Source organism: Leifsonia sp. NPDC056665 (assembly GCF_042791795.1).
Classification (GTDB): Bacteria; Actinomycetota; Actinomycetes; order Actinomycetales; family Microbacteriaceae; genus Leifsonia.
In genome coordinates, this window is record NZ_JBHTXK010000015.1 from 76,071 (window position 1) to 100,959 (window position 24,889).

Annotated in this window: 24 protein-coding genes; 21 read left to right on the forward strand and 3 right to left on the reverse strand. The window is 72.2% G+C overall.

The genetic code is table 11. The annotated features are described in order from the left end of the window. Positions 1 to 34: 34 nt before the first annotated feature. The 4 genes from hflX (at position 35) to ACFQ9V_RS14460 (ending at position 5,582) form a co-directional block, all read left to right on the forward strand. Positions 35 to 1,582 carry a GTPase HflX gene (gene hflX, locus ACFQ9V_RS14445; protein ID WP_382459821.1) on the forward strand — a complete coding sequence of 516 codons (1,548 nt, stop codon included), beginning with the start codon at positions 35 to 37 and terminating at the stop codon, positions 1,580 to 1,582. 199 nt (positions 1,583 to 1,781) lie between these two features. Then, positions 1,782 to 2,777, forward strand: a complete 996-nt coding sequence (locus tag ACFQ9V_RS14450) for a methylenetetrahydrofolate reductase (protein ID WP_382459822.1) — start codon at positions 1,782 to 1,784, stop codon at positions 2,775 to 2,777. Then, positions 2,774 to 5,125, forward strand: a complete 2,352-nt coding sequence (gene metE / locus ACFQ9V_RS14455; RefSeq protein ID WP_382459823.1) for a 5-methyltetrahydropteroyltriglutamate--homocysteine S-methyltransferase — start codon at positions 2,774 to 2,776, stop codon at positions 5,123 to 5,125. Before ACFQ9V_RS14450 ends, metE begins: the two co-directional genes overlap by 4 nt. A 106-nt stretch (positions 5,126 to 5,231) precedes the next feature. Further along, the gene (locus ACFQ9V_RS14460) at positions 5,232 to 5,582 is read left to right on the forward strand and encodes a metallopeptidase family protein (RefSeq protein WP_382459824.1); all 351 of its coding nucleotides are present in this window, start codon (positions 5,232 to 5,234) and stop codon (positions 5,580 to 5,582) included. Between the two features lie 65 nt (positions 5,583 to 5,647). On the opposite strand, the gene lexA is transcribed toward ACFQ9V_RS14460, so the two are convergent. After that, positions 5,648 to 6,319 carry a transcriptional repressor LexA gene (gene lexA, locus ACFQ9V_RS14465; RefSeq protein ID WP_382459825.1) on the reverse strand — a complete coding sequence of 224 codons (672 nt, stop codon included), beginning with the start codon at positions 6,317 to 6,319 and terminating at the stop codon, positions 5,648 to 5,650. Between the two features lie 235 nt (positions 6,320 to 6,554). Between lexA and ACFQ9V_RS14470 the strand changes: the two genes are divergently transcribed. The 6 genes from ACFQ9V_RS14470 to ACFQ9V_RS14495 all read left to right on the forward strand — a co-directional run bounded on the left by ACFQ9V_RS14470 (position 6,555) and on the right by ACFQ9V_RS14495 (position 11,072). Further along, the gene (locus ACFQ9V_RS14470) at positions 6,555 to 6,953 is read left to right on the forward strand and encodes a LysM peptidoglycan-binding domain-containing protein (protein ID WP_382459826.1); all 399 of its coding nucleotides are present in this window, start codon (positions 6,555 to 6,557) and stop codon (positions 6,951 to 6,953) included. A gap of 85 nt (positions 6,954 to 7,038) precedes the next feature. Continuing rightward, positions 7,039 to 8,163 (forward strand): histidinol-phosphate transaminase, encoded by a 1,125-nt coding sequence (locus ACFQ9V_RS14475; protein WP_382459827.1) that lies wholly within the window; start codon positions 7,039 to 7,041, stop codon positions 8,161 to 8,163. Then, a complete protein-coding gene (gene hisB / locus ACFQ9V_RS14480; RefSeq protein ID WP_382459828.1) occupies positions 8,160 to 8,762 on the forward strand; it encodes an imidazoleglycerol-phosphate dehydratase HisB in 603 nt (200 codons plus the stop codon). The genes ACFQ9V_RS14475 and hisB overlap by 4 nt, the downstream gene beginning before the upstream one ends. Next, a complete protein-coding gene (hisH, locus tag ACFQ9V_RS14485; protein WP_382459829.1) occupies positions 8,759 to 9,391 on the forward strand; it encodes an imidazole glycerol phosphate synthase subunit HisH in 633 nt (210 codons plus the stop codon). Before hisB ends, hisH begins: the two co-directional genes overlap by 4 nt. A 57-nt stretch (positions 9,392 to 9,448) precedes the next feature. Beyond that, positions 9,449 to 10,195 (forward strand): bifunctional 1-(5-phosphoribosyl)-5-((5-phosphoribosylamino)methylideneamino)imidazole-4-carboxamide isomerase/phosphoribosylanthranilate isomerase PriA, encoded by a 747-nt coding sequence (priA, locus tag ACFQ9V_RS14490; protein WP_382459830.1) that lies wholly within the window; start codon positions 9,449 to 9,451, stop codon positions 10,193 to 10,195. Then, positions 10,179 to 11,072, forward strand: coding sequence for an SseB family protein (locus ACFQ9V_RS14495; RefSeq protein WP_382459831.1), 894 nt, complete (start codon positions 10,179 to 10,181; stop codon positions 11,070 to 11,072). The genes priA and ACFQ9V_RS14495 overlap by 17 nt, the downstream gene beginning before the upstream one ends. A gap of 92 nt (positions 11,073 to 11,164) precedes the next feature. Here ACFQ9V_RS14495 and ACFQ9V_RS14500 read toward each other — a convergent pair whose 3' ends face one another. Next, a complete protein-coding gene (locus ACFQ9V_RS14500; protein WP_382459832.1) occupies positions 11,165 to 12,424 on the reverse strand; it encodes an MFS transporter in 1,260 nt (419 codons plus the stop codon). A gap of 88 nt (positions 12,425 to 12,512) precedes the next feature. Between ACFQ9V_RS14500 and ACFQ9V_RS14505 the strand changes: the two genes are divergently transcribed. The 9 genes from ACFQ9V_RS14505 to ACFQ9V_RS14545 all read left to right on the forward strand — a co-directional run bounded on the left by ACFQ9V_RS14505 (position 12,513) and on the right by ACFQ9V_RS14545 (position 21,630). Further along, complete coding sequence (locus ACFQ9V_RS14505; RefSeq protein ID WP_382459833.1) at positions 12,513 to 13,412, forward strand: LysR family transcriptional regulator; 900 nt, start codon at positions 12,513 to 12,515, stop codon at positions 13,410 to 13,412. Continuing rightward, a complete protein-coding gene (locus ACFQ9V_RS14510) occupies positions 13,409 to 13,624 on the forward strand; it encodes an SCO4848 family membrane protein (RefSeq protein ID WP_345834638.1) in 216 nt (71 codons plus the stop codon). Before ACFQ9V_RS14505 ends, ACFQ9V_RS14510 begins: the two co-directional genes overlap by 4 nt. A gap of 21 nt (positions 13,625 to 13,645) precedes the next feature. Beyond that, positions 13,646 to 14,209 carry an HhH-GPD-type base excision DNA repair protein gene (locus ACFQ9V_RS14515; RefSeq protein WP_382459834.1) on the forward strand — a complete coding sequence of 188 codons (564 nt, stop codon included), beginning with the start codon at positions 13,646 to 13,648 and terminating at the stop codon, positions 14,207 to 14,209. Between the two features lie 61 nt (positions 14,210 to 14,270). After that, a complete protein-coding gene (locus ACFQ9V_RS14520) occupies positions 14,271 to 17,816 on the forward strand; it encodes a TM0106 family RecB-like putative nuclease (protein ID WP_382459835.1) in 3,546 nt (1,181 codons plus the stop codon). A gap of 16 nt (positions 17,817 to 17,832) precedes the next feature. After that, on the forward strand, positions 17,833 to 18,246 hold the full coding sequence (locus tag ACFQ9V_RS14525; protein ID WP_382459836.1) for a helix-turn-helix transcriptional regulator: 414 nt from the start codon (positions 17,833 to 17,835) through the stop codon (positions 18,244 to 18,246). 75 nt (positions 18,247 to 18,321) lie between these two features. Then, complete coding sequence (locus tag ACFQ9V_RS14530; RefSeq protein WP_382459837.1) at positions 18,322 to 18,741, forward strand: VOC family protein; 420 nt, start codon at positions 18,322 to 18,324, stop codon at positions 18,739 to 18,741. 245 nt (positions 18,742 to 18,986) lie between these two features. Beyond that, on the forward strand, positions 18,987 to 19,946 hold the full coding sequence (locus tag ACFQ9V_RS14535) for a MetQ/NlpA family ABC transporter substrate-binding protein (protein WP_382459838.1): 960 nt from the start codon (positions 18,987 to 18,989) through the stop codon (positions 19,944 to 19,946). 2 nt (positions 19,947 to 19,948) lie between these two features. Next, positions 19,949 to 20,974, forward strand: a complete 1,026-nt coding sequence (locus tag ACFQ9V_RS14540) for a methionine ABC transporter ATP-binding protein (RefSeq protein WP_382459839.1) — start codon at positions 19,949 to 19,951, stop codon at positions 20,972 to 20,974. Further along, positions 20,971 to 21,630, forward strand: coding sequence for a methionine ABC transporter permease (locus ACFQ9V_RS14545; protein WP_382459840.1), 660 nt, complete (start codon positions 20,971 to 20,973; stop codon positions 21,628 to 21,630). Before ACFQ9V_RS14540 ends, ACFQ9V_RS14545 begins: the two co-directional genes overlap by 4 nt. A gap of 49 nt (positions 21,631 to 21,679) precedes the next feature. Here ACFQ9V_RS14545 and ACFQ9V_RS14550 read toward each other — a convergent pair whose 3' ends face one another. Next, entirely contained in the window at positions 21,680 to 22,891 is a 1,212-nt protein-coding gene (locus tag ACFQ9V_RS14550) for a citrate/2-methylcitrate synthase (protein WP_382459841.1), read from the reverse strand. Positions 22,892 to 22,942: 51 nt separating this feature from the next. Between ACFQ9V_RS14550 and ACFQ9V_RS14555 the strand changes: the two genes are divergently transcribed. Beyond that, positions 22,943 to 24,112, forward strand: a complete 1,170-nt coding sequence (locus ACFQ9V_RS14555; RefSeq protein WP_382459842.1) for a citrate synthase — start codon at positions 22,943 to 22,945, stop codon at positions 24,110 to 24,112. Between the two features lie 75 nt (positions 24,113 to 24,187). After that, positions 24,188 to 24,823 (forward strand): putative glycolipid-binding domain-containing protein, encoded by a 636-nt coding sequence (locus tag ACFQ9V_RS14560; protein WP_382459843.1) that lies wholly within the window; start codon positions 24,188 to 24,190, stop codon positions 24,821 to 24,823. Positions 24,824 to 24,889: the final 66 nt, after the last annotated feature.

The following is a 24,889-nucleotide window of genomic DNA, read 5'->3' on the forward strand; positions in this document are numbered from 1 at the left end:
TAGGGTGTACCCCACCTGGATCAGGGGACAGTGAATGACCGAACGAACAGATTTCGAAGAGCAGACCGCGGAAGTGACCGCGGACCACACCGCAGAACACACCGTCGACGATGTCGTCGCGCGCGTGCTCGCCACCCAGCAGAACCGCGCCACCGTGACGCTGTTCGGCTCCGGAGCCCAGGCGCTCCAGTCGAATGACACCGACGGCCACGGCCACGACGGCGAGCAGTTCGAGCGCGAGGAGCGCGCGGCGCTCCGACGGGTCTCCGGGCTCTCCACCGAGCTCGAGGACGTCACGGAGGTCGAGTACCGGCAGCTGCGGCTCGAGAACGTCGTGCTCATCGGCGTGTACTCGCAGGGCTCGCTGCAGGACGCGGAGAACTCGCTGCGCGAACTCGCCGCCCTCGCCGAGACCGCGGGCGCCGCGGTGCTCGACGGCCTCCTGCAGCGGCGGCCGCATCCCGACCCCAGCACGTACCTCGGGCGCGGCAAGGCGGAGGAGCTGACCGGGGTCGTCCGGGCGCTCGGCGCGGACACCGTCATCGCCGACACCGAGCTCGCGCCCAGTCAGCGGCGCGCGCTGGAGGACGTGGTGAAGGTCAAGGTGATCGACCGCACGGCCGTCATCCTCGACATCTTCAGCCAGCACGCCAAGAGCCGCGAGGGCAAGGCGCAGGTCGAGCTCGCGCAGCTCGAGTACCTGCTCCCGCGCCTGCGCGGCTGGGGCGAGTCGATGTCCCGCCAGGCCGGTGGCCAGGTGGGCGGCGCGGGCGCGGGCATGGGTTCGCGCGGACCGGGTGAGACGAAGATCGAGCTCGACCGCCGCCGCATCCACACGCGCATGGCGAAGCTGCGCAAGCAGATCGCCGGCTTCAAGCCGGCGCGTGAAGCGAAGCGGGCGAACCGCAACCGCAACTCGGTGCCCTCCGTCGCGATCGCCGGGTACACGAACGCGGGCAAGTCCAGCCTCCTGAACCGGGTGACCAAGGCGGGCGTGCTCGTGGAGAACGCCCTGTTCGCGACACTGGACGCGACCGTGCGCCGCTCGGTGACCGCCGACGGCCGCCTCTACACTCTGGCCGACACGGTCGGCTTCGTGCGCAACCTGCCGCACCAGCTCGTGGAGGCGTTCCGCTCGACGCTGGAGGAGGTCGCCGACTCCGACGTCATCCTGCACGTGGTCGACGGCTCGCACCCCGACCCGGCGTCGCAGCTCGCGACCGTCCGGGACGTGATCGGCGAGGTCGGCGCGCGGGACATCCCGGAGATCGTGGTGTTCAACAAGGCCGACCTCATCCCGGCCGACGACCGGCTCGTCCTGCGCGGCCTGGAGCCTGGCGCGATCTTCGCGTCCGCCCGGACCGGGGAGGGCATCGACGAGGTGCTCGCGGCGATCGCACGCCTGCTGCCCGACCCGTCCGTCGAGGTGGAGCTGGTCGTCCCGTACGACCGCGGCGACCTCATCTCGGCGCTGCACGAGCGCGGCCGCGTGCTCTCGACCGAGTACGTGGAGGACGGCACGCGGGTGCGGGCGCGGATCATGCCCGAGTACCAGTCCGTGTTCGAACCGTTCGCCGTCTAAGGCGCGCGAGCACCGGCAGAAAGGCCGGGCGGAACCACTGTGTCGCCAGATGACGCAGCGGGTTCCGCCCGGCCTCCGTCGTTGTTACTGTGCCTACACAACCGAAGCGGGCGACCGCTGACGTGGTGCGACAGCCGAGCCCGGCACCCGCCCGCCCCTCCATTTCGACGTTTCCGACGTCGACCGGAGGAGGCCGCCTGTGACGCTGATCGACACCCGAGGAATCATGGACTGTACCGACGCGCGGTTCTCGTTCGAACTGTACCCGCCGCGCAATGAGCGCGCCGCGGCCGCGCTGCCCGCGACGATCGACCGCCTGGCCGCCGCCGGTCCCGACTTCATCTCGGTGACCTACGGGGCCAACGGCTCGTCGCGCTCGTCGTCGCTGGAGGTGCTGCGCTACATCCTGGAGCAGACCGACGTCAGCCCGATGGCGCACCTGACCTGCGTCGGGTCCACGCACACCGAGGCGAACCGGCTCATCCGCGAGTTCCTGGACGCCGGCATCCGGCGCTTCCTGGCGGTGCGCGGCGACCCGCCCGCGGGCCTCGCGCCGGGGGACGACGGCCTGGGCGACATCAAGAGCTCCGCCGAGCTCGTGCAGCTCATCCACCGGGTGCAGGCCGAGCGTGTCCCGTACGACGCGCTCCCCGTGCCGGGGCTGCGGGCGCAGGCCGTGCTGTCGCAGCGCGAGCACGTGCAGATCGCGGTCGCGGCGTTCCCGCACGGGCACCCGTCCCGGTCCGTGTCGCAGGACATCGACGCCCTGCTCGCCAAGCAGGCGGCCGGCGCCAATCTCGGGATCACCCAGCTCTTCTTCCACGCCGAGGACTACCTCTCGTTCGCCCAGCGGGCGAAGGAGGCCGGTGTGGCCTTCCCCATCCTGCCCGGCATCATGCCGGTCACCTCGCCCGCACGGCTCGCCCGGATGCTGGAGCTCAGCGGCGAGGACCTCCCGAGCGACCTCGCCATCCAGCTCGAAGTCGAGCCGGACGACGAGGGCCGTCGCGAGCTCGGCATCGAGTGGACGGCGCGCCTGGCGCAGCGGCTGCTCGACGGCGGCGCCCCCGGCATCCACCTCTACACGTTCAACCAGCACTCCGCCGTCCTCTCGGTGCTCGAGAGGGTCGGTCTGCTGGATCCGGCCTCATCCACCACCTCCACCCCCTCGCAGAAAGCAGGCGACCCCGCATGACCGACACCACCACCCGTTCCGCCTTCCCGGTGGGCACCATCATCGGCTACCCGCGCATCGGCCGGCGCCGTGAGCTCAAGAAGGCCGTCGAGGCGTTCTGGGCCGGGCAGACCACCGCCGAGGAGCTGGAGGCCACGGCCGCCGCGCTGCGCGCCGCCACCCGGGAGCGGCTCGCCGCGCTCGGGCTCGGCCGCGACGACGCGGCGATCCCGGAGAGCTTCAGCTTCTACGACCAGGTGCTCGACGCCGCAGTGACGGTCGGCGCCATCCCGTCGCGGTTCGCCGGGCTCGCCGGGACGGACGGCTCCGTCGACCTGGCCGGCTACTTCACGATCGCCCGCGGCGAGGGCGACAAGGCCCCGCTGGAGATGACCAAGTGGTTCGACTCCAACTACCACTACCTCGTGCCGGAGCTCGGCCCGGAGACGGCCTTCCGGCTCGCGTCCGACCGCATCGTGCGGGAGTTCGAGGAGGCCCGCGCGGCCGGGTTCGTCACCCGTCCGGTGATCGTCGGCCCCGTCACCTTCCTGCTGCTCAGCAAGGCGAGCGACGAGGCGCCGGAGGGCTTCCGCCCGCTGTCGCGCCTCGCCGACCTGCTGCCGGTGTACCGCGAGCTGCTGGCCCGGCTGGCCGCTGCCGGCGCGCCGTGGGTGCAGCTCGACGAGCCGGCGCTCGTCTCCGAGAGCATCGACGAGCCGCGCACCGAGGTGCTGGAGGCCGCCCGTGCGGCCTACGCGGACCTGGGCGGTGCGGCAGAGCGGCCCGCGATCTTCGTCGCGGCGCCGTACGGCAGCCTGGACGACGCCCTCCCCGTGCTCGCCGTGTCGCCGGTGGAGGCCATCTCCCTCGACCTGGTGCGGGGCAGCGTCCCGGCCGGGCTCGACGCGGCCACGCGCACCGCGCTGGCGGGCAAGACCCTCGTCGGCGGCGTGATCGACGGCCACAACATCTGGCGCGGCGACCTGGAGGCGGCCTTCGGGACGCTGACCGAGCTGCTCTCCCTGAGCCCGGACGTCGCGGTGTCGACCTCCACCTCCCTGCAGCACGTCCCGCACGACGTGGACGACGAGCCGGACCTCGACGCGCGCCTGAAGACCTGGCTCGCGTTCGCCGACCAGAAGGTCGGTCAGGTGGCGGTGCTGGCGCGCGGCATCGTGGACGGCCACGAGGCCGTGCAGGACGAGCTCACCGCGGCGACGGCGGCGCTCGCCGACCGTGCCTCCGCCCCGGGCGTGCGGGTCGACGCCGTGCGTTCGCGCGAGGCCGCGCTGACCCGTGCGGACTTCCGCCGCGGCGAGTACGGCGCGCGGCAGGCGGCACAGGACGAGGCGCTGCACCTGCCGTTCCTGCCGACGACCACGATCGGGTCGTTCCCGCAGACGGCGGACATCCGGCGCTCGCGCGCTCAGCTCGTCGCGGGAGTCATCGACGAGGCGGAGTACCTCGGCCGCATGCAGGCCGAGATCAAGCGCGTCGTCGACCTCCAGGAGGAGATCGGCCTCGACGTCATCGTGCACGGCGAGCCCGAGCGCAACGACATGGTGCAGTACTTCGCCGAGAACCTGGACGGGTTCGCGGTAACCCGCAACGGCTGGGTGCAGTCGTACGGATCGCGCTGTACGCGGCCGTCGATTCTCTGGGGCGACGTGTCCCGGCCGAAGCCGATCACCGTGGACTGGTCGACCTACACCCAGACGCTGACCGAGAAGCCGGTCAAGGGCATGCTGACCGGGCCGGTCACGATCCTCGCCTGGTCGTTCGTGCGCGACGACCAGCCGCTCGGCGAGACCGCGCGGCAGGTCGCCCTCGCCCTCCGCGACGAGATCGCCGACCTGGAGACCGCGGGCATCCGGGTCGTGCAGGTGGACGAGCCGGCGCTGCGCGAGCTGCTGCCGCTCAAGCGCGCCGACCAGGCCGCCTACCTCGACTGGTCGGTGGGCTCGTTCCGGCTCGCGACCTCCGGCGTGGCGGACGCGACGCAGATCCACACGCACCTCTGCTACTCGGAGTTCGGCGTGGTCATCGACGCGATCCGCAACCTCGACGCGGACGTGACCAGCATCGAGGCCGCGCGCAGCCGGATGGACGTCGTCCACGACATCCAGCGCTCCGGCTTCGAGCACGGCATCGGCCCGGGCGTCTACGACATCCACTCGCCGCGCGTGCCGTCTGTCGCCGAGGTGACCGAGCTGCTGGAGACGGCGCTCAGCGCGATCCCGGGCCGTCAGCTCTGGGTGAACCCGGACTGCGGGCTCAAGACCCGCGGGTACGACGAGACGGTGGCGTCGCTGCGCAACATCCTCGCGGCGACGCGCGACGTGCGGGAGCGGGTGGGCGTCACGGCCTGATCCCTCCTGCCGGCGAGGCCGCGCTGTCGACGTTCCGCTGTGCGCGGACGTGGGAGCGCGGCCTCCGCCGGTTCGGGGATGATGAGCGCATGGTGAGGCTGGGCTCATGATGAAAATGGCCGACGACGAGTTCGATGCGCTGGTGGACGACGTCTTCGACAGCCTGCCGGACGACATGGTGCGGCCGCTGGAGAACGTGGCGATCATCATCCAGGACCAGCCGCCGGGCGCGCGGCCCCGGCTCTACGGGCTGTACACCGGCCATCCGCTGACACGGCGCGGGGTCTACGGGTTCGGCGAGCTGCCGGACCGGATCACGCTGTTCCGCAACAACCTCGAGGCGAGCTGCGAGACGGTGGAGGAGCTGCGCTCCCGCGTGCGGATCACCCTCGTCCACGAGATCGGCCACTACTTCGGCCTGGACGACGCCCGCCTCCAGGAGCTCGGCTGGGCGTGATCCAACTGACAGGACACGCCGTCTCGGCGCGGGCCGAGACGGCGTGTCCTGTCAGGTAGATCGGGTCAGACGGCGCGGAGGACGGCGACGACCTTGCCGAGGATGGTCGAGTAGTCGCCCAGGATCGGCTCGAAGTTCGAGTTGCGGGGGAGCAGCCAGGTGTGGCCGTCGCGCTGGCGGAAGACCTTGACGGTGGCCTCCTCGTCCAGCATGGCCGCCACGATGTCGCCGTTCTCCGCGGTGTTCTGGGTGCGGACGACCACCCAGTCGCCGTCGCAGATGGCGGCGTCGATCATCGACTCGCCGACCACCTTGAGCATGAAGAGCTCGCCGTTGCCGACGAGCTGGCGGGGGAGGGGGAAGACCTCCTCCACCTGCTGCTCGGCGGTGATCGGGACACCGGCGGCGATGCGGCCGACGAGCGGGACCATCGCGGCGTCGCCGACGGGGGTCTGGTTCTCGAAATCGGGAGCGGTCGCCGACGGGACGTCGATGAGGATCTCCAGCGCGCGCGGCCGGTTCGGGTCGCGGCGCAGGTAGCCGCTCAGCTCGAGCTGGTTGAGCTGGTGGGTGACGGACGAGAGGCTGGAGAGGCCGACGGCGTCGCCGATCTCGCGCATGCTCGGCGGGTAGCCCCGCGAGCTCACGGAACGCTGGATCACGTCGAGGATGGCGAGCTGCTTCTCGCTGAGGTTCTTGCGGCGCCGCGTGCGCGGAGCCTGGTTCTCGTTCGACACGCTCGTCCCTTCGTGACCGTCGCCGTCACCCGGGGGAACCGAATGTCGGTGGTGCCTGGTTGTCTTACGTCCAGACAATCGAAACTGTATCCACAGTTCGGCTGCCCGACAAACATGTGTTCGAGTGTGTCTCGAAATACCTGCGGTATTTTCCGCCGGCCCGAGCATTGCGGTCTCGAACATTCGAAGATATATTCGGAACAGAGCTTCGACCGAAGCCTTTGGAGGTCACGACATGAGCGCAGTGGTTATGCACACCGTTGGGATGAACAACGTTGCGATGAACAACGTTGCGGCGAGTGGCGCGCAGGCTGCTGGACGTGTTCGGCTGCGGCTCACGCGGCGCGGGCGGGCCGTGCTGACGATGCTCGTCGCGCTGCCGATCGTGATCGGGGCGATGGTGTTCGCGCTCAACGGCGGAGGCGCGGCGGCCACGGGGGAGCAGGCGCACGTGACCTTCCACTACGTGACGGTGCAGTCGGGCGACTCCCTGTGGTCGGTCGCGTCCCGCATCGCGCCCAACGCCGACCCGCGCAATGTGATCGCCGATCTGGTGAACCTCAACGGGCTGTCCTCGGCGGTCGTGACGCCGGGGCAGCAGCTAGCCATCCCGACGCAGTACGACGGGAAGTAGGGGCGGTGGCGCTGCGGCCGGGACGGGGTACGCAGCGGGGCGTCACACGGCGGAAGCCTTCAGTGGCGCTGGCTACCATTGAGGGGTGACCTCACTCTCCGATCTTCCGATCCGTGATGACCTGCGCGGTCGCACCCCGTACGGGGCGCCGCAGAAGGTCGTGCCCGTCGCGTTGAACGTGAACGAGAACACGCATCCAGTCCCGGAGGACGTCGCCGCCGACATCGTCGCGCGGGTCGCCGTAGCCGTGACGGGGGTGAACCGCTACCCCGACCGCGAGTTCACCGAGTTGCGGGAGGCGTTCGCCCGCTACCTCGGGCACGGGCTCGCGGCCGAACAGCTCTGGGCCGCGAACGGATCCAACGAGGTGCTGCAGCACATCCTGCAGGCGTTCGGCGGGCCGGGGCGCAGCCTCCTCGGGTTCGCTCCCACGTACTCCATGTATCCGCTGCTGGCCTCCGGCACCGGGACGAGTTGGATCGCCGCCGGGCGCGACGCCGACTTCGAGCTGTCGCCGGAGACCGCGGCGGCCGCCGTGCGGGAGCACGATCCGGACATCGTCATCCTCTGCTCGCCGAACAACCCGACGGGGACTCCGCTCTCCCTCGAGACGATCGAGGCCGTCTACGCCGCGGCGCGCGGCATCGTGATCGTGGACGAGGCGTACGCCGAGTTCATGCCGGAAGGCGAGCCGTCGGCGCTCACTCTGCTGCCCGGGCGCGAGCGCCTACTGATCTCGCGGACCATGAGCAAGGCCTTCGCGTTCGCGGGGGCACGGGTGGGCTACCTGGCCGCCGACCCCGCCGTGGTCGACGCCCTTCGGCTCGTGCGGCTCCCGTACCACCTGTCCGCGCTCACGCAGGCCGCCGCGCTCGGGGCGCTGGCGCACTCGGACGAGATGCTCGCGATGGTCGGCGAGATCCGCGGGCAGCGGGACCGGCTCGTGGTGGAGTTGGCGGAGCTCGGCTACCTCCCGCACCGCAGCGGGAGCAACTTCGTGCTGTTCGGCGGCGTAGAGGACCCGCACGCGGTGTTCGAGGCGCTGCTGGAGCGCGGCGTTCTCATCCGCGACGTCGGCATCCCGAACCACCTCCGGGTCACCGCGGGCACCGAGACCGAGACAACCGCGTTCCTGGAGGCGCTGCGCTCCCTCGGGCGCCCGTCTGGAGCGGTGGCGGCCTCCGGCCAGTCGGTAAGCTCGCAGTCATGACGAATCGGACCGCCCAGCTTCAGCGCGCGACCAGCGAGTCGAGCATCGAGCTCACCCTCGACCTCGACGGCACCGGGGCGTCCGACATCCGCACGTCGGTCCCGTTCTACGACCACCTGCTGACCGCGTTCGCCAAGCACTCGCTCACCGACCTGACGGTGCGGGCGAGCGGCGATACCGACATCGATGTGCACCACACGGTGGAGGACGTCGCGATCGTCCTCGGCCAGGCCATCAAGAAGGCGCTCGGCGACAAGGCGGGCATCTCCCGCTACGGCGACGCCCTCGTCCCGCTCGACGAGGCGCTCGTGCAGGCCGTGGTCGACATCTCCGGACGCCCCTACCTGGTGCACGGCGGCGAGCCGGCCGGGTTCGAGCTGCACCTGATCGGCGGGCACTTCACCGGGTCGATGGTGCGGCACGTGTTCGAGGCCATCGCGTTCAACGCCGGGCTGACCGTGCACGTCACGGTGGTCGGCGGCCGCGACCCGCACCACATCGCGGAAGCCGAGTTCAAGGCGTTCGCGCGCGCGTTCCGGCAGGCGAAGGCGTTCGACCCGCTGGTGTCCGGCATCCCGTCGACCAAGGGCGCGCTGTGAGCGCACCCGACGTCGTCGTCTTCGACTACGGGACAGGCAACGTCCACTCCGCGGTCAAGGCGCTGGAGGCCGCAGGGGCTAACGTCGAGCTCACCGGCAACCGCCGGCGCGCGCAGGAGGCCGACGGCCTGTTCGTCCCCGGCGTCGGCGCGTTCGCCGCGGTCGCGGAGGCGCTGCGCCGCTCGCACGGCGACGAGGTCATCGACCGCAGGCTCGCGGGCGGCCGGCCGGTGATCGGCGTCTGCGTCGGCATGCAGGTGCTGTTCGAGCACAGCGTCGAGCACGGCACCGCGGCCGAGGGGCTCGGCGAGTGGCCGGGCACGGTGGACCTGCTCCGCGCCGACGTCGTCCCGCACATGGGCTGGAACACGGTGGAGGCGCCGGAGGACTCCGTGCTGTTCGACGGCATCCGCGACGAGCGTTTCTACTTCGTCCACTCGTACGCCGCGCAGGACTGGACGCTGGAGGCCACCGGGCCGTTCCCGCAGCCGCGGGTGACCTGGGCCGAGCACGGCTCGCGCTTCATCGCCGCGGTGGAGAACGGGCCGCTCAGCGCGACCCAGTTCCACCCGGAGAAGTCCGGCGAGGCGGGGCTGAGACTCCTGCGCAACTGGATCGGCTCGCTCTAGCGACGATCCCCGTCCGCGATGCGGACCCGAACGACCCCGACAGAGGAAACACACGACATGAGCGAACTCACGAACACGCCCAAGCTGGTCCTGCTGCCCGCCGTCGACGTCGCCGACGGCAAGGCCGTGCGGCTGACGCAGGGCGAGGCCGGCAGCGAGACCAGCTACGGCGACCCGGTCGACGCGGCCGCCGAATGGGTGGACGCCGGCGCCGAGTGGATCCACCTGGTCGACCTGGACGCCGCGTTCGGCCGGGGCGACAACCGCGACCTCCTCAAGAAGGTCATCCACCAGACCAAGGGCGTCAACATCGAGCTCTCCGGCGGCATCCGCGACGACGCGTCGCTGGAGCACGCGCTGGCGATCGGCGCCACCCGGGTCAACCTCGGCACGGCGGCGCTGGAGAACCCCGAGTGGGCGGCGAACGTGATCGGCCGTTACGGCGAGGCGATCGCGGTCGGCCTGGACGTGCGCGGGACGACGCTGGCGGCCCGCGGCTGGACGCGCGAAGGCGGCGACCTCTGGGACGTGCTGGCGCGGCTGGAGGACGCCGGCTGTGCCCGTTACGTCGTGACCGACGTGACCAAGGACGGCACCCTCAAGGGCCCGAACATCGACCTGCTGCGCCAGGTGATGGAGCGCACCGAGCGCCCGGTGGTCGCCTCCGGCGGCATCTCCAGCCTCGACGACATCGCCGCGCTGCGCGAGCTGGTGCCGCTGGGCCTGGAGGGCGCGATCGTCGGCAAGGCGCTCTACGCCGGAGCGTTCACCCTGCCCGAGGCGCTGGATGTCGCCGGCCACTGAGCCGGGGGACGGGGACGGGGGCGACCGCCGGGAGGCGGCGCCCGGCTCGACGTCGCCCGGTCCCTCCTCGACCGGCGCCGATCGGCTGGCCGGGTTCGCGGCGACGCTCGCCGGCTTCACTGCCTCCGCCGGTGACTCCGCGGGCCAGGCGTGGGAGGGCCGCGAGTTCGACGACAACCCCTTCGGCGACGACGACGGGTCGGCGCCTCCCGAGCTGCTCGGTGCGCTCGCCGCGTTCCGGGCCGGGGAGGTCGGCGCGGAGGCCGTGGTGGACGCGGTGCGCGCGGTGCGCGTCCTCATCCCGCTCGTCGCCGAGCTGGGGGAGGAGGGCGTGAGCGACGCCGGCCTCGCGATCGACAAGACGCAGGAGCTGTCCATCGTCACTGTCGCGGCGCCGGACGGACGCCGTGTGCTCCCCGTGTTCTCGTCGGTGACGGCGATGCAGGCGTGGAACCCCGCCGCCCGACCGGTCCCGGCAGCCGGTCCGCGCGCTGCGCTCGCCGCCGCCTCGGAGGAGACCGAGCTCCTGGTGCTCGACCCCACCTCCGAGACCGAGTTCGTGCTGCGGCGCCCGGCGGTCTGGGCGCTCGCGCAGGGACACGCGTGGCTGCCGAGCGACCGCGACCCCGTGGTGGCGGAGGCGTTCCGGGCGTCGGTCGGCTCCGAGCTCGGTGTGCTCGACGTGGACCTGGCGGCGGGCGACCCGGGCTACCGGCTCGCGGGCGACGAGCTGGTGGTGCGGCTCACGCTCGCCACAGGCCTGACCGCCGAGGAGCTGAACGCCATCCTGTCCCGGCTGGCGCAGCGCTGGGCCGCGGACGACGCGATCGCGACCCGGGTCGACTCCCTCCGCGTGCAGCTCACCGCCGCGGACTGAGCCCCCGCGCTGCCGCCGAGAAGGCGCATTCTCTGCCTTCTCGGCGGTTTGGTCCCGACTTTGCGCCGTCTCGGCGTGGGGCGGAGGCGAGGTCAGGCGGCGGTGGGGAGCATGCGGAGGGCGGCGACGACCGCGAGGACGGCGATGATCGCGACGAAGGCGACGAGCACCGGGACGAGCGGCCAAAGGATGAGGGCCACGCCGACCAGGAGCACCGGCAGCGCCAGCCCGATGTAGGCGACGAGGAAGATCGCCGCCAGCACCTCACCGCGACGCTCGGGCGCCGCGAGCGAGCCGGCGACCAGGATGGCCGCCCGGAACAGCAGGCCGACACCGGCGCCGGCCAGCACGCCCGCGATGAGGAACACCGGCAGCGAGTCGCCCAGCACACCGACCGCCAACCCTGCGAGACCGACCGCGACGAGCACCATCGCCACGATCAGCGACGTGCGCGACCGCACGGGCGCGAACACGATCTGCGAGACCGCGGACGCCGCGAACACCGAGAACGGCACCACCCCGGCCACCAGGTGCGACGCGACGTGGAAGGTCCCGGCGAGCACGCTCGGCGCGAGTGACGTGAACAGCCCGAAGACCGCGAAGCCCGCGAACGCCGCGGCGGCGGCGGCCGAGAACGCGCCATGGGAGGCCGCAGGCACCGAGATGCGCTGCGGGCGGTACGCCGGACGCTCCTCCGCACGCTCCACCGTCTCCGGAACGAAGGCGACCGCCAGCGCCGCGACGGCCAGGATCACCAGGAACACGGCGTACGGCAGCAGCAGCGGCGCGGGCAGGAACTGCGCGAACACACCGCCGATCAGCGGTCCGAGCGCCAGTCCGCCGGTGTTGACGACCGTGGAGACCGTGCTCGCCAGACGCGGTCCCTCCTCCGGGCGCGCGACCGACCGCAGCTCGCCCAGGTGGGCCGTCGCGCTCGCGGTGAGCGCCCCGACGCCGACGCCGGAGATCAGGCGCGCGACGATGAGGCCGCTCACGTCGTTCCAGACCAGGAACAGCGCCGCCGCCACGAGCTCCAGCACGATCGCGACCAGCACCATCCGCCGCCGGCCGGCCCAGTCGCTCAGGTGCCCGATCAGGAACAGGCTCGCGATCACGCCGACCGCGTACGCGGCGAAGATCACCGTGACGACCCAGGTCGGGAAGCCGTCCCGCTGCTGATACAGCGCGTACAGCGGGGTCGGGATGGTCGAGAACGCCATGACGGCGAGGAACGCGGCGGCGACGATCCAGAAGCCGGCGCCGTGGCGGAGGTTCCACGGACGCGCACCCGGACGCGCGTCGGAGTGCGTCGCCGCAGGGGCCGGGTAGGAGGCAGGGGCTTTCATCGACATGCCCACATCCTGCGCCCGGGCGCACAATCGTGTCCAACGAAAGCAATCGATACTTGCAATCGGCTAGAACGATCGACAGGATGTCGGCATGGACACCCGCCAGCTCGAGTACTTCGTCGCCGTCGCCGAGGAGCTCAACTTCACCCGCGCGGCCGCGCGCGTCTTCGCCGCCCAGTCGACCGTCTCGGCCGGGGTCGCCGCCCTGGAGCGCGAGCTCGGCACGCGGCTGTTCGAGCGCGACGCGCACGGGGTCGCGCTCACCGGCGCGGGGGAGGCCGCGCTCGCCGAGGCCCGCGTCGGCCTCCAGTCGATCGAGCGGCTGCGCGACCTCGCCGCGGGTGACGGACCGCTGCGCGGGGTGGTGCGCGTCGGGATCTTCACCAACCTGACCTCCATCGACCTCCCCGGGATCATGGGCGAGTTCCGGCGCAGGCACCCCGGCGTCGACCTCCGGCTCGGGCCGTCGCCGAGCGGTTCCACCGGACTGGCGGACGACGTCAGGCAGGGGCGGCTGGACGTCGCCTTCTACGGCCTCCCCGACCCGGTGCCCGGCGCCGTGGTGCTGCCGCTCGCCGACGTGCCGTTCGTGGCGGTCCTCCCCGAGGGGCATCCGCTCGCGGCCCGCTCCGCCGTCCCGCTCGCCGAGCTCGCCGCCGAGCGCTGGGTGGATGCGCGCGAGGGCTTCGGCAACCGGGTCGCGCTCGACCGTGCGCTCGCCGCGGCGGGGCTCGCCCGCGAGGTCGCCACGGAGGTGTCCGACCTGGGCGAGATCCCGCGGTTCGTGGCCGCGGGGCTCGGCGTCGGCGCGCTCCCCGAGCTCACGGTCAACCGGGTGGCTGGCGTGGTCCTGCGCCCGTTGACGCCCGGCGTCGACTGGCGGCTGAGCGTGCTCGCGCATCCCCGCCCCGGAGCAGCCGCCCGCGCCCTGCTGGAGCTCATCGCGGAACGGTTCGGCCGGCCGGTTCCGCCTACGCTGGAGGGACCATGACCGTCTTCGCCGCTCTCGTCCTGTTCCTCAACGCCGTCTTCAACGTGATCGCCTGGCCGCGCTTCTTCGCGCGGGTGCGGTCCGACCAGCGCGCCAGGGACGCAGCCGGCCGCGCGACGGCGTTCCTGCGGGTGCACGCCGTGCTGCTCGGCGTCGCCCTCCTGCTCGCGCTGCTGTCCGCGGTCGCGGGCGTGCTGTTGCTCGTCGCCTGAGCCGGATGGGAGCATGAGTCCATGCCCATCACGATCACCGGCGACGCGGAAGCCGACGCCCTCCTCGACCAGTCCCCGTTCGCCCTGCTCGTCGGGATGATGCTCGACCAGCAGATCGCGATGGAGACCGCGTTCACCGGCCCCGCCAAGCTGCGCGACCGCCTCGGCTCGCTCGACCCTGCGGGGATCGCGGCCCTCGACCCCGACGAGCTGGTCGCGGTGATGAAGCAGACGCCGTCGGTGCACCGCTTCCCCGGGTCGATGGCCGGCCGGCTGCAGTCGCTGTCCGCCGCGATCGTCGACGACTGGGGCGGCGACGCGGCGGCGATCTGGACGCAGGGCGACCCCAGCGGTGCGGAGGTGCTGCGCCGGCTGAAGGCGCTGCCCGGGTTCGGCGACCAGAAGGCGAGGATCTTCCTGGCGCTGCTCGGCAAGCAGAAGGGCCTCCAGGCGCCCGGCTGGAGGGAGGCCGCGGGCGACTACGGCACGGAGGGCTACCGCTCGGTCGCCGACATCGTCTCCCCGGAGTCGCTCACCAAGGTGCGCGAGCACAAGCGCGCGATGAAGGCTGCGGCCAAGGGCTGAGGCGCCGAGGCACGGGCGCGGGCACGGGCGGGATGTCGGCGGCCGCCGATAGCGTAGCGGTGTGTTCCTACTCGACGGTGTGATCGTCACCAGTGCAAGCGATCTGACCGAGGCGTCCAAGTGCGAGTTCGCCTTCCTGCGGACGCTCGACGTCAAGCTGGGCCGGCTGGAGAAGACCGAAGTTGTCGAGGATCCGATGTACGTGCGCTCGTCGCGGCTGGGCGACGAGCAGGAGCACCACATCCTGGAGCGCTACCGCGAGCGGTTCGGCGACGGCGTCGCGGAGATCGCGCGGCCCGAGTCGCTGACCGCCGAGAGCCTCGCGGAGGCGGTGCGGCTCACCGCTGACGCGTTCGCCCGCGGCAGCGAGGTCGTCTTCCAGGCCACCTTCTTCGACGGGTCGTTCGTCGGCTTCGCCGACTTCATCGTGCGGCTGCCCGACGGCCGCTACCGCGTCCAGGACTCCAAGCTCGCCCGCAGCGCCCGGGTCACCGCGCTGCTGCAGCTCGCGGCCTACGCCGATCAGCTCCGGCGCACCGCGATCGACGGGGCTGGCGCGGTGGAGGTCGACGGCACTGTCGAGCTGCTGCTGGGCGACGGCTCGGTCAGCGAGCACCGGCTTTCCGACATCGAGCCGGTCTACGGCAAGCGCCGAGCCCGGCTGCTCGACATCATCGCCGCGCACGTCGCCGACCCCGGCCCAGTGCGGTGGGGCGACCCGCGGTTCACGGTCTGCGGCCGGTGCGACACCTGCGACGCGGAGATCATCGCCGCCCACGACGTCCTGCTGGTCGCCGGGATGCGCGTCACGCAGCGCGAGCGCCTCGCCGCGGCGGGCATCACGACCATCGACGCGCTCGCTGCCTCGACGGGCCCGGTCGAGGGCATCCCCGACGGCACGCTCTCGGGGCTGCGCGAGCAGGCCCGGCTGCAACTGAAGGCCGTGGAGGGCGCGCCGCCGCCGGTGCGCGTCTTCAACGCGCCGGTGCTCGCCGTCCTCCCGGAGCCCGACGCGGGCGACATCTTCTTCGACTTCGAGGGCGACCCGCTCTACACGGAGGGCGCCGGCGAGCGCTGGAACCTCGACTATCTGTTCGGGCTGGTCGACCAGGACGCCAGGTTCACGGCGTTCTGGGCGCACGACTTCGCCGAGGAGCGCGCGGCGCTGGAGCGCTTCCTGGAGTTCGTCCGCGAGCGTCGCGCCGCGTATCCCGGCATGCACATCTACCACTACGCGGCCTACGAGCAGACCCACCTGCTGTCGATCTCCGCTCGGCACGGCGTCGGCGAGGCGGAGGTGGACGGCCTGCTGCGCGACAACGTGATGGTCGACCTCTACCCGCTCGTGCGCAAGTCGGTGCGCGTCGGATCGCGGTCGTACTCCATCAAGAAGCTGGAGCCGCTCTACATGGGCTCCGAGCTGCGGCAGAGCGAGGTCACGAATGGCGCTGACTCCATCACCGAGTACGCGAACGCCCGCGACCTGATCGCGCTCGGCCGCTTCGACGAGGCCCAGCCGCTGCTCGACGCGCTCGGCGACTACAACCGCTACGACTGCGTGTCGACGCTCCGCCTCCGCGACTGGCTGCTCGCCCGCGCCGCCGAGGCCGGCGTCCCGATCGGCGCCGCGCCGCTGGAGGAGCTGGAGCCGGCGCCGGAGGAGTCCCCGCTACGCGCGGGGCTGCTCGCGTTCGCCGGCGACCCGCTGGACCCGCACCGCACGCCCGACCGGGAGGCGGTGGCGCTCGCCGCCGCCGCGATCGACTTCCACCGGCGCGAGCAGAAGAGCTTCTGGCAGAGCCACTTCTCCCGGCTCATCCAGCCGGTGGAGGAGTGGGCCGACACCCGCGACGTGCTGGTGGTGGAGTCCGTGCGCGTGGTGCGCGACTGGTATCTGGACGAGGGCCAGCGGGTGGAGCGGCGCGAGCTGCAGCTATCGGGCCAGTGGGGCGCGGGCAGCGCGGTGCGGGTGAGCGAGAACTCCGGACCGTTCCTGCTCTACGAGTACCCCGGCCCGTTCCGGCTGCTGCGCGCGCAGCCCGGCGCGCGCACGGTGCGCAGCGCCGCCGTCATCGCGGTCACCGACGACGGCTCGGTGCTGGTGCGCGAGACGCTGCCGGAGGACGTGGAGGCGTACCCCCACCTCCCGATGGCGCTCACCCCGCCGCCGCCGCCCAACACGCGTCCGCTCGCCGAAGCGGTGCGCGAGTGGGGCACGGACCTGCTGGCCGCGCGTCAGCACGACCGCTGGCCCGTGAACGCCACCGTCGACCTGCTGCGGCGCACCCCGCCGCGCACGCGCTCCGGCGCGCTGGCTCCCGAGGGGCCCGAAGACGGCAGCGGGCGCATCGCCGCCGTCACGGCGAGCCTGCTCGACCTCGACGCCTCGTACCTGGCGGTGCAGGGACCTCCCGGGACCGGCAAGTCCTACCTGGGAGCCCACGTGATCGCCCGCCTCGTCGCCGAGCACGGCTGGCGCGTCGGCGTGGTCGCGCAGTCGCATGCGGTGGTCGAGAACCTGCTCGACCGCGTCGTGGACACCGGGCTCGACCCGGCTCTCGTCGGCAAGGTGCCCAGCGGTGGCAAGGGGCCCAGCGGCGCGGCCGAGGAGCCCCGGTTCACGCCGCTGCGCCGGAACGGGCACCTCGAGTTCGCGGCCGAGCGCGAGGGCCGCGGCTACGTCCTCGGCGGCACGGCCTGGGACTTCGCCAACGCCGCGCGCATCCCGCGTGGGAGCCTCGACCTGCTCGTGGTCGACGAGGCCGGCCAGTTCTCGCTCGCGTCGACCATCGCGGTCGGCGTGGCGGCACGCAACCTGCTGCTGCTCGGCGACCCGCAGCAGCTCCCGCAGGTCAGCCAGGGCAGCCATCCCGAGCCGGTCGACGGCTCCGCCCTCGGCTGGGTGAGCGCCGGGCACGACGTGCTCCCGGCCGAGCTCGGCTACTTCCTCGCCGAGAGCCGCCGGATGCACCCCGCTCTGGCGGAGTCGGTGTCGCGGCTGTCGTACGAGGGCCGGCTGCACGCGTACCCGAGCACCCGCGACCGGGAGCTCGGCGGCGTCGAGCCCGGTCTGCACCCGGTCCCGGTGGAGCACGTCGGCAACGCGACGGCGTCGCCGGAGGAGGCCGCGGCCGTCGTCCGCATCGTGGACGACCTGATCGGCCGCTCCTGGAGCGACCCCGCCGCCGGCGTGGAGGATGCGCCGCTGGGGCAGGACGACGTCATCGTCGTGACCCCGTACAACGCCCAGCTCGCCGAGGTGCGCGAGCTGCTCGACGCGGCCGGCTTCCCGCAGGTGCGGGTCGGGACGGTCGACAAGTTCCAGGGCCAGGAGGCCGCCGTCGCGATCGTCAGCCTCGCCGCCTCGTCCGCCGCCGACGTGCCGCGCGGGATGTCGTTCCTGCTGATGAAGAACCGGCTCAACGTCGCGATCTCCCGGGCCAAGTGGGCGGCGTACCTGGTGCACTCGCCCGAGCTGACCGAGTTCCTGCCGACGACGCCGGCCGGGGTGGGCGAGCTCAGCGCGTTCATCCGGCTGGTCGAGCCTCGGCAGCAGCACGTCCCCACCGTCGCCGCGGGTGAAGGCGCTGGTGAGGCGCGGGCCTGAGAGCTACGGTGGAGGCGTGTCCCCGGAGGAACTGGAGGAGCTCGTCATCCTGCGACGAGCGCGCGACAAGATCGATCGCGAGTACGCCGAGCCGCTCGACGTCCCGACGATGGCCGCGTCCGCCTACATGTCGCCGTCGCACTTCTCGCGCCGGTTCCGGGCCGTCTACGGCGAGACCCCCTACAGCTACCTGATGACCAGGCGGATCGAGCGCGCGATGGCGCTGCTGCGCGAGGGGATGACCGTCACCGAGGCGTGCATGACGGTCGGCTGTACGTCGCTCGGCTCGTTCAGCTCGAAGTTCGCCGAGGTGGTGGGGGAGTCGCCGACGAGCTACCGCACCCGCGAGCACCGCGCCGTGCTCGCGATGCCCAACTGCATCGCGAAGCAGCGCACGCGGCCGGTGCGCTCGAAGCCGATCCCCGGATAAGCAGGGACGGCTGACCGCGAACAGTCGAGCAGGAATGGAGAAGCGCCGCCGGCGCCGCATTCCTAGAGTGACGGTATGACCATTTCGCTTCAGTACTCGCACATCACCGTCACGAACCCCGAGGAGTCGCTCGCGTTCTATCGTGACGCGCTGGGGCTGGACGTCCTCAACGACGTCGAGTCGGGCGGCCACCACTGGATCACCCTCGGGGTCGCGGGGCAGCCGGGCACGGAGATCGTGCTCTCCGACCCGTACGCCGGCCGGTCCCAGTCCGACGGCGACGCCATCCAGGAGCTCGTCGCCAAGGGTGTGCTGACGAACGTCGTGTTCCGCGCCGAGGACGACCTCGACGGCGTGTTCGAGCGCGTGCGCGCCAGCGGCGCCGAAGTGCTCCAGGAGCCGAAGGACCAGCCGTGGGGCCCGCGCGACTGCGCCTTCCGCGACCCGTCGGGCAACATGGTGCGCATCCTGGCGTCGGCGGCGCAGCCCGCGTGATCGGCAGTGGTGCGGTGTGCGCCGGAGGTCCCCCAATGGCTTCCGGCGCACACGTACCCCCGATTCTTCCGAAGGTCGTTGCCCCCGGCCAGAGCGTTCGCACCTAAGATCCGAAATCTGACGGCGCGGACTCGCGTCGTCATATTTCGGAACGCGTTTTGCCCTCCCGATCCTCACTTGGAAGGCTCGATGTGCCGCCAACCGTCCGCCGGCACATCCCACCCCTTCACAAGAGAGGCACAGCCATGCCCGACGCCACCCCGCCCGGAACCGTCCCCGCGCTCCCCGAGAAGCCGAAGCGCTCCGCGACCCCGTGGATCGTCGGCATCGCCGTCGTCGCGGTCCTCGCCATCGTGGGCGGTGTCGTCGCGGTCGTCAACGCCAACAGCACCGGCTCGGCCGACGCCGCGGCCACGAGCGTCACGGTGAAGATCGGGACGACCGAACAGTCCGCGCCGTACTGGCCCGTGCTGGAGAAGGCGGCCGCGAAGGAGGGCATCGACATCCAGGTCGTCGGGTTCAAGGACTACACGCAGGCCAATCCCGCCCTCGCAGACGGGCAGCTCGACCTCAACCTCTTCCAGCACCTGCAGTTCCTCGCGAACTACAACGTGCAGGCGCACCAGGACCTCGTGCCGCTCGCGTCCACGCTCGTCGTGCCGCTCTCGGTGTACTCCAAGAAGTACTCGTCGCTCGCGGAGCTGCCCGCCGGGGCCCAGGTCGCCATCCCGAACGACCCCACCAACCAGGCCCGCGCGCTGCTCGTGCTCCAGCAGGCCGGCCTCCTGAAGCTGAAGAACGGCGGAAACACGCTGTCCACGCCCGCCGACATCGACGCAGCGGCGTCGAAGGTGACGGTCATCCCGGTGGACGCCGCCCAGACCGCCCCCGCGCTCGACTCCGCGGCCGCGGCCGTGATCAACAACACGTTCGTCGGTCCCGCGGGGATCGACCCGAACTCGGCGCTCTTCCACGACGACCCGAAGAGCTCCGCGGCCGAGCCGTACATCAACGCGTTCGTGGCCCGCGCGAAGGACAAGGACAACGCGACCTTCCTGAAGATCGCCGACCTGTACCACTCGAAGGCCGTGCAGGATGCCGTGCTCGCCGACTCGAAGAACACCGCCGTGATCGTGCAGAAGCCGCAGGCCGACCTGATCGCGATCCTGCGTTCGCTGGAGAAGTCCATCACGGCGGCGAAGTAGGCGTGAGCGCCCTCATCGAGTTCCGCGGCGTCACCAAGAGCTTCCGCTCGGGCGACGCCGCGGTCTCCGCCGTCACGGACATCGACCTGACCATCGAGCGCGGCGAGATCTTCGGCATCATCGGCTACTCCGGCGCGGGCAAGAGCACGCTGGTGCGGCTGATCAACGCGCTGGAGCACGCGACCTCCGGCTCGGTGGTGGTCGACGGCCGCGACCTGACCATGCTGCGCGAGCGCGACCTCCGGAGCGTGCGGGCGGGGATCGGGATGATCTTCCAGCAGTTCAACCTGTTCCGCTCGCGCACCGTGTTCGCGAACATCGCCTACCCGCTGAAGGTCGCGGGCTGGGCCGCCGACAAGCGGAAGCAGCGTGTGACCGAGCTGCTCGCCTTCGTCGGCCTGACCGAGAAGGCCTGGGCGTACCCCGACCAGCTCTCCGGAGGCCAGAAGCAGCGCGTCGGGATCGCCCGGGCGCTCGCGACGAACCCGGCCATCCTGCTCGCCGACGAGGCGACCAGCGCGCTCGACCCGGAGACCACCGCCGACGTGCTCGCGCTGCTCAAGCGGGTCAACGCCGAGCTCGGCGTCACGATCGTGGTCATCACGCACGAGATGGAGGTCGTCCGCTCGATCGCCGACCGCGTCGCCGTGCTCGACTCCGGCCGGATCATCGAGCTCGGAACCGTGTTCGACGTGTTCTCGAATCCGCAGACCGCGACGTCGCAGCGCTTCGTCGGCACCGTGCTCCGCAACCAGCCGGGGGAGGCCGACCTCGAGCGGCTGCGCGGCAAGCACGCCGGCCGGATCGTCTCGGCGCGCATCCACGACGACGGCCGTCTCGGCGCGGTGCTGTCCGACGCGGTCGGGCGGCACGGCGTGCGGTTCGAGATCGTCTACGGCGGCATCTCGGCGCTGCAGGGCCGCTCGTTCGGGAGCCTCACCCTCGAACTGCTCGGCGAGCCGGAGGCGGTGGACGCGCTGGTCGCGGAGCTCCGCACGGTGACCGAGGTCGAGGAGGTGGCGGCATGACCGACTGGTCGACGCTCTGGCCGGTGTACCTGACGTCCATCGGGCAGACGCTGTGGATGGTGGTGGCGACGCTCGTGCTCGGCGGTGTGCTCGGGCTCGCGCTCGGCGTGCTGCTGTACGCGACGCGGCCCGGCGGGCTGCTGGAGAACCGGGTGCTGTCCGCGGTCCTGAACGTGCTGGTGAACTTCGTCCGGCCGATCCCGTTCATCATCTTCATGACGGCGGTGGCGCCGCTGACCCAGGCGGTGCTGGGGACGTTCCTCGGCACGCCCGCGGCGATCTTCCCGATGACGATCGCGGCGACGTTCGCGATCTCCCGCATCGTCGAGCAGAACCTGGTCACGATCGACCCCGGTGTGATCGAGGCGGCGCGCGCGATGGGGTCGAGCCCGTGGCGGATCATCTCCACCCTGCTCATCCCGGAGGCGCTCGGCCCGCTCATCCTGGGCTACACGTTCGTGTTCGTCGCGATCGTGGACCTGTCCGCCGTCGCCGGCAGCCTCGGCGGCGAAGGCCTCGGCGACTTCGCCATCTCGTACGGCTACCAGCGCTACGACTGGGTCGTGACGTGGGTCGCCGTCCTGACGATCGTCGCCCTGGTCCAACTCGCCCAGTTCGTAGGCAACCGCCTGGCCCGCCGAGCCCTCCGCCGCTGACCGCTCGAAACGTGACTAATCGCGGAAATCCGGGGTCGGATTCCCGCGATTAGTCACGTTTCGGCGGGGTGTAGCGGCCGAGGGGGCGGAGGCGGAGCGGGGGTTCGCGGTACTCGGCGAGGGTGTGTACCGTCCAGCCGGCGGTGCGGGCGGTGGCGAAGATGACCTCGCCGGCGTCGTCGGGCATACCGGCGGCGAGGGAGAGGGCGGCGAGGGCGAGGTCCACGTTCGGGGCGGCGCCGGTGCGGTCGCGCAGCAGCGCGGCCAAGGCGTCGACGGCGGCCACGACCGGTTCGGCGCCGGGGACGCCGGCGAGCATCCCGAGCAGGATGCGCGCGCGCGGGTCGCCGGCGGGGTAGAGCGGCTGGCCGAAGCCGGGGACGGGGCCGCGCCCGTCGACGACGGCGTCGGCGACGACCCGGGCGGGCTCCTCGCCTGCGGCGACGCGGGCGAGCATCCGGTGGGCGGCGCGGCTGGCGTTTCCGTGCAGCGGGGAGTCGAGGGCGCCGAGGCCCGCCACGACCACGGCGTACGGGGTGGCGCGCGCGGAGGCGGCGGCGCGGGCCGCGAGCGTGGAGACGGCGAGGTCGTGGTCGAGGAGGAGGACGAGGGCGGCGTCGAGGGTGCGCAGCGCTTCGGGGGACGGGGTCTGCGGGGAGAGACGCGACCAGAGCTCGGCGGCGAGGGTCGGATCCACGGGCGCGGACCTCACCGGCAGCACCGCGACCATGCCCGCGATCAGCCGTTCGGCGGCGCCCGCCACGGCCTCCGGATCGAGGGAGGTGCGGAGCGGGTCGGCCGCGGCCAGGGCGGTGACGGCGACGAGCTGCCGGTCGCGGTCTCCCGCACCGGGCGGGAGGGCCTCCGCGACGCGGCGGGCGGCGTCCAGCCCGGGGCCGGGCGCGAACCTCACCGACGGATCCCACCGCCCGGTGAGCGCCCAGTGCGCGACGACCTCGAACGGCTCCCGCGCCAGCTCCGCGGCGGGGCGGCCGCGGTAGTACAGCTCGCCGTCGTCGATCAGCGCGAAGTCCGTCTCGATCACCATCAGCGGGCGGCCCTCCGAGCGTGCCGGCGTGGGGGAGGCGCGGCGGCGGCGCGCCGAGGCGAAGGCCTCCACCTCCAGCGGGTCGAAACTCGAGCCGGCCGCGGTGCGCTCGCGGGTGAGCAGACCGCGCGCGACGTAAGCGTACAGCGTCTCCAGTTTCACGCCGAGGCGCTCGGCGGTCTGTTCGGCGGTGAGCCGCGGGAGGTCGCTCATATTGATCCGATCAACGTTGACGTGCGTACAATCCACGTTCACACTACTGGCATGGACCGCATGAACGACACCCTCATCGACGTCCCGCGCGGACTGACCAACGTCGTCGCCGCCACCACCGCGCTCGGCGACGTCCGCGGACACGAGGGGTTCTACCACTACCGCCAGTACTCGGCCATCGACCTGGCACGCGAGCGCACGTTCGAGGACGCCTGGTACCTGCTGCTGTTCGGCGAGCTGCCGTCCGCGCAGGAGCTGGCGGACTTCCGGGCCCGAATCGCGGAGGCTCGCCGCCTCCCGGAGCCGGTCGCCGAACTGCTGCCCGCGATTGCGCGCCTGACGGCGCATGGCGACGCGCTGGCCGGGCTCCGGATGGCGCTCGCCGCGGTCGCCGCCGCGGACGGGATGCGGCCTGTCTACGACGAGGACGAGGACGCCCGGCTGCGCGACGCGATCCGGGTCGCCGCGGTCACGCCCGTGCTGCTCGCGTCGCTGCACGCCCTCGCGGAGGGCAGGACGCCGCCGGAGCCACGCGACGACCTCGGCCACGTCGCCGACTACCTGCGCCTGATCACCGGCCGCACGCCGGACGCCGCGCACGAGCACGCGCTCAGCGCCTACCTGACGGCTGCGATCGACCACGGCTTCAACGCATCCACCTTCACCGCCCGGGTGATCGCGTCCACGGGCGCGGACGTCGCGGCGGCGGTGGACGGCGCGCTCGGCGCCCTGTCCGGCCCGCTGCACGGCGGCGCGCCCAGCCGCGCGCTCGACACCCTCGACGCGATCGGGACGCCCGACCGGATCGAGGCGTGGATCACCGAGACCGTGCGCTCCGGCGGCAGGGTGATGGGCTTCGGCCACGCGGTCTACCGCACGGAGGACCCGCGGTCGGTGCTGCTGCGGGAGGTCGCGCAGGGCTTCGGCGGCGAGCGGGTGGACTTCGCGGTGCAGGTCGAGGAGCGCGTCCAGCAGCTCCTCGAGGAGCTCAAGCCCGGGCGCGGGCTGCACACGAACGTCGAGTTCTACGCGGGCGTCGTGATGGAGCTGTGCGGCATCCCGCGCGAGCTGTTCACCCCGACGTTCGCGGTGGCGCGCGTCGTCGGCTGGACCGCGCACATCCTGGAGCAGGCGGCGGACGGCAAGATCCTGCGGCCGTCGTCGCGCTACGTCGGGCCGCCCGCGCCGGAGCCGCTGCCTGCGGGGCCGATCGCCGCCTGACCGCGGCGGGTCCCGGGGGCGTATCGTGCTGCTCGGGCGGCCTCGTCAGCGGCCGCACGAGCGACGGAGGACACGATGCGCGGAGCGGTGCGGCACGTGGAGTGGGTCGGCGACGAGGACCCGGAGCGGCTGGAGGCGGCGGTCGTCACCTTCGCGCCCGACCGGCTGGACGCGCTCGGCACCTCCCGCACCACGGACTACGTCACGAGCTGGGCGCTGGAGACCGGGCCCGGCTGGGTGACCTCCCGCCTGTCGGTCGCGGTCGACGGCCGCGGATTCACCCGCTGGCTCGTCCTCGCCCGCGACGGTCACGGCCGCTGGGCCGCCGAGTCGTACACTCACGGCGACGACCGCTTCCACGACGAGCCGATGGCGGCTCCGGGGATCGCCGAACCCGGGAGCCTGGACGGCGCGCTCGACTGCGACCTGGCGCTCTGCCCGGTCACGAACACGATGCCGATCCTCCGGCTCGGGGCGCTCGCGGGGCTGGAGGAGACCGAGCTCACGATGGCGTGGGTGGACCTCCCGTCGCTGGCGGTGGTCGCGAGCCGGCAGGCGTACAGCGCGGCCGAGCCGTTCGACGCGGGAGCCGGGCGCTCCGTCGTCCGCTACCGCAGCGTCGGCAGCGGCTTCACCGCTGACCTCGGCGTGGACGAGGACGGCCTCGTCATCGACTACCCGCGCCTGGCCCGCCGCATCCGCACCCGCTGACCCCCACCACTACCCGCCGAAGGGCACGTTAACGCCCCTAAAACCGCGTTTTAGGGGCGTTAACGT